Origin of the sequence: Coleofasciculus sp. FACHB-712 (assembly GCF_014695635.1) — a bacterium.
GTDB lineage: Bacteria > Cyanobacteriota > Cyanobacteriia > Cyanobacteriales > FACHB-T130 > FACHB-T130.
This window is the reverse complement of sequence record NZ_JACJOQ010000537.1, coordinates 1-6,471: the sequence shown is the minus strand read 5'-3', so window position 1 is coordinate 6,471 and position 6,471 is coordinate 1. Positions and strand designations below refer to the sequence as shown.

General features: G+C 47.0%; 6 protein-coding genes and 1 tRNA gene. 4 read left to right on the top strand and 3 right to left on the bottom strand.

Translation table 11 applies throughout. The features are described 5' to 3' along the window. On the top strand, positions 1-1,302 hold a 1,302-nt coding region (locus tag H6F50_RS18535), incomplete at its 5' end, for a DUF4129 domain-containing transglutaminase family protein (protein ID WP_190429834.1). A 140-nt stretch (positions 1,303-1,442) separates the two neighbouring features. Here the strand turns inward: H6F50_RS18535 and H6F50_RS18530 are convergent. The 3 genes from H6F50_RS18530 to H6F50_RS18520 form a co-directional block, all read right to left on the bottom strand. Then, a tRNA-Leu gene (locus H6F50_RS18530) sits at positions 1,443-1,524 on the bottom strand. A 94-nt stretch (positions 1,525-1,618) separates the two neighbouring features. Then, complete coding sequence (locus tag H6F50_RS18525; protein ID WP_190429833.1) at positions 1,619-2,401, bottom strand: SDR family NAD(P)-dependent oxidoreductase; 783 nt, start codon at positions 2,399-2,401, stop codon at positions 1,619-1,621. Between the two features lie 154 nt (positions 2,402-2,555). Beyond that, complete coding sequence (locus tag H6F50_RS18520) at positions 2,556-2,840, bottom strand: DUF427 domain-containing protein (RefSeq protein WP_190429832.1); 285 nt, start codon at positions 2,838-2,840, stop codon at positions 2,556-2,558. A gap of 200 nt (positions 2,841-3,040) precedes the next feature. Between H6F50_RS18520 and recQ the strand changes: the two genes are divergently transcribed. The 3 genes from recQ to H6F50_RS18505 form a co-directional block, all read left to right on the top strand. Next, on the top strand, positions 3,041-5,191 hold the full coding sequence (recQ, locus tag H6F50_RS18515; protein WP_190429831.1) for a DNA helicase RecQ: 2,151 nt from the start codon (positions 3,041-3,043) through the stop codon (positions 5,189-5,191). A 215-nt stretch (positions 5,192-5,406) separates the two neighbouring features. Beyond that, a complete protein-coding gene (locus H6F50_RS18510) occupies positions 5,407-5,604 on the top strand; it encodes a hypothetical protein (RefSeq protein WP_190429830.1) in 198 nt (65 codons plus the stop codon). A gap of 166 nt (positions 5,605-5,770) precedes the next feature. After that, a partial coding sequence (locus tag H6F50_RS18505; protein WP_190429829.1) for a hypothetical protein occupies positions 5,771-6,471 on the top strand: 701 nt, incomplete at its 3' end.

Below are 6,471 nucleotides of genomic sequence, written 5' to 3'. Positions count from 1 at the left end.
CGTCCACCTTGGTCATACCGATTTTTTATCCCCAGACAGTTCATTACTGGGAAAACCAGGGAGGTGATTCAGACCTATACAGTGGTGTCTGAGATGGCGAATCTGCTGCCAGCCCTGGCGTTTCCCAAGGAACTCTACTACCCCACGCCGAGAGTGGCACTGGATACAGAAGGCAGCGTGCGATCGCCTGCACTGTTGCAGGAGGGACTCACCTACACGGTAGTTTCAGAAGTCCCTTACCGCGATCGCACTCGCTTGGGGCAGGCGTCCACTAACTATTCCAAACCCATCCGAAATTACTATCTGCAAGTTCCCCCGCAAATTGCTGACAAAGTGCGGCAGCTAACGGAAGAAATCTTAGCGAAGTCGAGAAAACCCATCACCTCGCCTTACGAAAAAGCCCTCTACTTGGCTCAATATCTCAAACAAAACTACACAATTCCACCAGATCCCAATAGCTTGCCATTTTTGGATGAAAACGAAGACTTAGTAGAAACGTTTCTTTTCAAGTACAAAGGCGGCTATCCAGACCACTTTTCCAGCGTCCTCACGATCATGCTGCGTTCGATTGGTATCCCAGCGCGACTGGTGGGGGGCTTTTCCCCTGGCGAGTTCAACCCTTTCACTGGCTTATACATCGTCCGCAACACCGATGCCTATATGATGACGGAGGTGTATTTTCCGAGTAACGGTTGGTTTGCTTTCGATCCGATTCCCACGCATCCACTCATTCCCCCTTCAATTGAAGAAGATCAAACTTTTAGCGTGTTGCGCCAATTCTGGAAGTGGGTTGCTGGTTGGTTGCCTTCGCCACTCACCAGTTGGCTGAATAACGTGTTCGGTGCGATCGCTACCTGGCTGATTGGGGGAATCATTTGGCTGTGGGCGCTGTTATCCAGGGGTTGGGTGGGCTTGTTCGCCGGTCTCATCTTAGCCATTTGCCTGGGTTTCTTGGGCTGGCTGGCTTGGAACGGTGTGCGTGTATGGCTGTACCGTCGCTGGTTAGCGAAGCTGCCTCCGATGGAAAGTCTTTACCAGGAAATGTTGGCAAATTTACGCACTCAGGGATACGCGAAGCATCCAGCCCAGACGCCGCTGGAGTATGCTTATCTGGCGTATCAACACCAGCCACCGGAATCTGCTAAGGCGATTGACGAGATTACCCAAGCTTATGTCAGCTGGCGCTATGGTAAACACAATCCCAATGTGAATCAGTTGCGGCTGCGACTGCGAGAGTTGAAAAAATCTCAGTTGAAGAAGCGTTGGCAGCAGCGCCAAGATTTAAAGCTGAAGACTCCATAATATTTCTAGTTGCGATCGCTATTTGCCGTTGAACTGGAAATCGCGATGGCTTCGCCTCGGACTCCGTCCTACCCAACCCACTCAAAACAAAACCGAGGCTAAAAGCCTCGGTTAGTTACGGAGTTATCGATCGTCACTCATGCGGATGAAAGGACTTGAACCTTCACTTCTTGCGAAACTAGAACCTAAATCTAGCGCGTCTGCCAATTCCGCCACATCCGCTCATGGCGTTTACTATCATAGCAGAAACTATCGTCAATACCAGCATTTTATGAGATTTGTTCTTGCCCTCCCGATCAAGGGGGGCTGGGATGTTTTAGCCAGCCAGTAAGGATTCGGCACCATCAATCCACATTTCCGTCCCGCTAATCAGGCTGGAGGCGTCTGAGGCTAAAAATAGCACTAGGTTGGCAACTTGTTCAGAGGAGCCAGGTTTACCATCAGTTAGCGGGATTTTTCCTGCCGGATACTCCACGGGTTCACGAGCTTGTTCCAAGCTCCGTCGTTCGGTGCTTTGGTCAATATTGGTTTCTATGGCACCCGGACAAATCACATTGACGCGGATGCGGTGTTTGGCTAGTTCTAGCGCCACCATTTTGGTGAATGCGACTTGAGCCGCTTTAGTGCAGGAATAGGCTGTCGCACCGCTGTTGCTGAACATCCGCGTGCCATTGACGGAGGAGGTGATAATGACAGATCCGCCTTGTTTCTTGAGATGAGGCACGGCATATTTAACAGTGAGGAACGTGCCTCTCAGATTGACTTTAATCGTTTTGTCCCATTCTCCTGGCTCTAGCTCTTCTATCGGTGCCCAGACGCCATTAATTCCAGCATTCGCAAATACAATGTCGAGGCGTCCCCATTGATTTATTATTTGTTGCACCGCTTGTTGCATCTCCTCTGTTTCGGAGATGTCAGCGAGTACCGGGATGGCTTCTCCACCGGCTTGTTGGATTTGGGCAACGACTTCGTTGAGTTCGTCTTCAGTTCGTCCTAGGGCTGCGATTTTTGCACCTTCTTTCGCCAATAGCACTGCTGCTGCTTTGCCGATGCCCGAACCCGCACCTGTAATCAGTGCTACTTTGTCACCAAGTTGCATTGCCCCTCCTCTACTTTGACCTGTTTCCTATTGATGGTTGAACAAAGGAAGAGACACTACATCCGTCTTCTGGAAGACGTAGTTTGGAATCGTGCAAGATGATAGGTAATTCCTTCCAGGCTTGGAGGCACGGCATTGCCGTGCCTCCACTGGCTTATGCTTCGACTTTGACGCCTTTCCAGAAGGCAATGTATCCTTCAATGTTTTTGGCGGCGTCCTTGGCTTGGGGATAGTACCAAGCCGCATCTTTGTTGACTTGCCCATCGACTTCGATGGAATAATAACTGGCTTTGCCCTTCCAAGGACAGCTGGTGTGAGTGTCGCTATCTTTGAAATATTGCTGGTTGATAGCATCAGCGGGGAAGTAGTGGTTGCCTTCCACGACTTCGGTGCGATCGCTTTCTGCTAAAACCGTACCATTCCAGATTGCTTTCGGCATGGGTTAATTTACTAATAGACTTTCCAAGTATCATTATGATTCGTAAAGCAGGCTCTCGTTAGCGCAACCAATTTCGGGCAGCAGTTTTGGATGCCCACAACACTCTGAAACTCCCTTGCGGAGAATTCGGAATTTCTTCATTCATCCTTTTGATCCTGCGCGGATGCGCCGCTTTGCTAACATCCTTCATCCTTCGGAAGATGCCCCAGTTTCCTTCTCTCGAACAGGCACTCAAACATTTTTTTGGCTACGACAGCTTTCGCCTAGGGCAACGTCAGATTATTGAAGAAGCGCTACAAAACCAGGATTTGCTGGTTGTTATGCCTACAGGTGGAGGAAAATCTTTGTGCTTTCAGCTACCAGCTCTACTGAAATCCGGCTTAACCGTGGTAGTGTCGCCGTTGATTGCCTTGATGCAAGATCAAGTAGAAGCGTTGCGGGATAACGGCATTGGCGCGACGTTTCTCAATAGTAGTCTCAGTTGGGGACAAGTGCGATCGCGCGAACAAGATATCCTCAATCGCCGCATCAAACTACTCTACGTTGCCCCAGAAAGACTTTTGGGAGAAAAATTTTTGCCCTTTTTAGATTTGGTGCAACACCAAATTGGAATTCACTCGATTGCCATTGATGAAGCGCACTGCGTTTCTGAGTGGGGACATGATTTTCGCCCAGAATATCGGCAATTGCGACAATTACGCCAACGCTATCCGAATGTGCCCTTTTTAGCCCTTACCGCCACCGCTACCGATCGCGTCCGTCAAGATATTATCCAACAGCTGGCGCTCAGGCAACCCAGTATTCACATTGCCAGTTTTAATCGCCCCAATCTTTACTACGAAGTTCAGCCAAAAGAAAAACAAGCTTACTCCCAACTCTTAAAGCAAATTCGCACAACTGAAGGTTCCGGGATTATTTATTGCCTCAGTCGTCGCCGTGTAGATGAAATTGCTTTTCGATTACAAAAAGATGGCATTTCAGCGCTACCGTATCATGCAGGGCTAGATGATGAAGAACGGACTTCCAATCAAACTCGCTTTATTCGAGATGACGTGCGAATAATGGTAGCAACGATTGCCTTTGGCATGGGAATTAATAAGCCAGATGTGCGCTTTGTCATTCATTATGACTTGCCGCGCAATTTAGAAAGTTACTATCAAGAAGCTGGAAGGGCAGGAAGAGATGGAGAACCTGCGCGTTGTACAGTCTTTTTTGGCTACGGCGATTTGAAGACGATTGAGTATATTATTGACCAAAAAACTGACCCGCAAGAGCAAAGGATTGCCCGTCAACAATTGCGACAGGTAATTGATTATGCGGAAGGAACAGACTGTCGCCGCACAATTCAATTGGGTTATTTTGGCGAACGTTTTGCAGGAAATTGCGGCAACTGCGACAACTGCCGTTTTCCTAAACCCGTGCAAGATTGGACAATTGAAGCGCAGAAATTTCTTTCTTGTGTCGCTAGATGCAAAGAAAGATACGGGATGAATTACATTATCGATGTGCTGCGCGGCTCAAAAAATCAGAAGATTTATCAGAATGGACATCAGGAACTTTCTACCTACGGCATCGGCACTGATAAAAGTGTAGAAGATTGGAAGATGTTAGGGCGATCGCTTTTACATCAAGGACTTGTCGATCAAACCACTGACGGTTATTCCGTCTTGAGGCTCAATACTTTAAGCTGGGAAATCTTGCGGCGTCAGCGTCAGGTGCAGATTGCCGTTCCAATTGTTACCGCAATAGATGAATCACCGCAAATGGCAGTAGAAGTAGAAATGCTCTATGAACAATTGCGCCAGCTTCGCAAACAACTCGCTGATGAGCAATCCGTGCCTCCCTACGTCGTCTTTGCAGATTCTACCCTAAAGCTGATGGCTCAAATGCAACCTAAGAGCTTGCCGGAATTTGGCAAAATTTCCGGTGTTGGAGATTATAAATTAGCTCAATACGGTGAGCGATTTGTTGCTGAAATCCAAACTTATTGTAAAGAACAAGGAATTTTGAAGTCCACTTCTGTTGCGGCAATTCCTCAAAAAAATCACCCTAGCTACACCCAGTTAGCGACGCTGGATTTGTATATGCAAGGTTTGAGCATTGAGGAAATTGCTCTAAAACGTAACTTGCGGATAGGCACTATTTTAGATCATCTAGCGGAACTGATTTCGATGAATCAGCCTGTGGATTTAAACTCATTAGTGCCCCTAGAACGTCAAGAACCCATTTTAAAAGCAATTCAAGAGGTGGGTGCTACTTCACTCTCAAAGATTCGAGATTCGCTAGGGGAAATCTATACTTTTGATGAGATTCGACTGGTACGGGGACTGTGGAAACGAGAGAATAAATAAAGGTTGATTTTTTAATGCAAAGGTACGCAAAGGTTAGCGCAAAGGTAGGCAAAGTAAAGACTTACCTATCCCGTTTGCTGAAGCGGTTAGTCAGTAAAAAATACTACTTTTGGGGTATGGTGTAATAGCAAATAATGTGTTTAAAGGGATGTTGGTGATCGCCATAACCGGAGGTAGTCTGTTACTCCCTGAAGCTCGTTGGGTTCTTCGACAAGATGAAACAAGAAAAGCGCTTCACTAGGAATGTTTGGGGCGTGCAGTTGCACTTCAAGCAAGCCATCAAATCACGTAAATACTTTGAAGCCGAATGCTGGCTCAATCGGATGCAGCATTCGTCTGATAGTCAAGCATCGGTTAAGGAAGGCGACGCAACCGTTGAGCGTCTAAAATTTGTGGTTAAACGCTTTAGCTGAGGGAGTTCGGAGGCTTTGCCAACCTTTGAAATGGCAAGGGCAAGAGCTTTCTCACTCATCTAGTGTTAAAACCAATAATATTGCCCGAATCCTCAAGGACGGGTGTGAAGTTAAGTTTAAGCTACGCAATGACGGATTTTGCAAGCTCTTTAGGAGAAGTTAAGAGATGACCCATCACGTCAATCAGCTTGGCGAAACTATCCCCCAAACGCTCAATGGATATGACCCTAACGTGTTTCCAGCATTTCATGAAACGCTGCAAACTCACTTTCCAGGGGCACTTCCCATGAGCAAGTACATGAGAAAGACTTTCCAAAGCTTGAGTTCCTACGGTTTTTGTGACGAAAACACGATGGGAATGATAGCAATTTGTCGGGATGAAGTCGCCGAACCCCTATTCATTGAAGTAATTCGATACTGGGGGAAAACTTTTAATTGTTGCAGCTTAGCCGGGTTCGTCATGATGGGGAAAACGGGGTTAGCCGCTGCGACTGACCATACCCCTATCGTTGATGGTATCCGTCGTTTTACCTTCTATGCGATGCCCCATATCGCTATTTCTAGACATGGTGATATTGGTAAGGTTTATCGAGATGGTGTTCAAAAAGTTTCCCATGCTTGTGGAGCATTAGAAACAGTCGTCAAAGAATTGGCATCTGGTCATCTGAAACTAGAAATGGATATGCAGGATATTGAACAAACAATTATCCGGCAGAAAATTCTTTCAGCCCTTACCTATGGGGACAAACCCGATTTGATAGAGATTACAAAGTTGGCATCTAAAATTATTTCCGACGATGTCGAAGCCCTCTTAAATATTCTCGATCGCTCTGTGTTTAACTACGCCGTCATGACCGGAATTCAAAT